This is a genomic window from Pedobacter frigoris (assembly GCF_032678645.1).
Classification (GTDB): domain Bacteria; phylum Bacteroidota; class Bacteroidia; order Sphingobacteriales; family Sphingobacteriaceae; genus Pedobacter; species Pedobacter frigoris_A.
Genome location: NZ_JAVTSP010000017.1, coordinates 1 through 1,075, shown reverse-complemented (window position 1 = coordinate 1,075; position 1,075 = coordinate 1). Strand labels below are relative to the sequence as shown.

1 protein-coding gene is annotated in these 1,075 nt (G+C 43.4%); it reads right to left on the bottom strand.

The window, feature by feature from the left end; all coding sequences use genetic code 11:
* Positions 1-1,075, bottom strand: a 1,075-nt coding sequence (locus R2Q78_RS21835; protein WP_316794739.1) for a hypothetical protein, incomplete at both ends; no start/stop codon positions are given.

Below are 1,075 nucleotides of genomic sequence, written 5' to 3'. Positions count from 1 at the left end.
CACTTTCAATGCAATAGCCAATTGATTCGCATTAAGTGCCGTTTGTGTCGCAGCTTGTTTAGCATATGGGCTCAGCATTGCCGCAGTATCTGCAATATTCACTTTCAATGCAATAGCCGATTGGTTTGCTGTTAAAGCATTTTGAGTAGCTGCTTGTTTAGCATATGGGCTCAGCATTGAGGCAGTGTCTGCAATATTAACCTTCAATGCAATAGCCGATTGGTTTGCATTAAGTGCCGTTTGTGTCGCACCTTGCTTAGCATATGGGCTCAGCATTGCTGCGGTATCTGCAATATTCACTTTCAGTGCAATAGCCGATTGATTCACGTTAAGTGCCGTTTGTGTCGCAGCTTGCTTAGCATAAGGGCTCAGCATTGCTGCAGTATCTGCAATATTCACTTTCAATGCAATAGCCGATTGGTTTGCATTAAGTGCTGTTTGTGTGGCAGCTTGCTTAGCATATGGACTCAGCATTGCTGCAGTATCTGCAATATTCACTTTCAATGCAATAGCCGATTGGTTTGCATTAAGTGCCGTTTGTGTCGCAGCTTGCTTAGCATATGGGTTCAGCATTGCTGCAGTATCTGCAATATTCACTTTCAATGTAATCGCTGACTGGTTTGCATTAAGTGCCGTTTGTGTCGCAGCCTGCTTAGCATATGGACTCAGCATTGCAGTTGTATCTGCAATATTAACCTTCAATGCAATCGCTGATTGGTTTGCAGTCAAAGCATTTTGCGTAGCTGCTTGCTTAGCATAAGGGCTTAGCATTGCTGCAGTATCTGCAATATTCACTTTCAATGCAATAGCCGATTGATTCGCATTAAGTGCCGTTTGTGTCGCCGCTTGTTTAGCATATGGATTCAACATTGCTGCAGTATCTGCAATATTCACTTTCAGTGCAATAGCCGATTGGTTTGCTGTTAAAGCATTTTGAGTAGCTGCTTGTTTAGCATATGGGCTCAGCATTGAGGCAGTGTCTGCAATATTAACCTTCAATGCAATCGTTGACTGGTTTGCATTAAGTGCCGTTTGTGTCGCAGCTTGCTTAGCATAAGGGCTCAGCATTACAGCG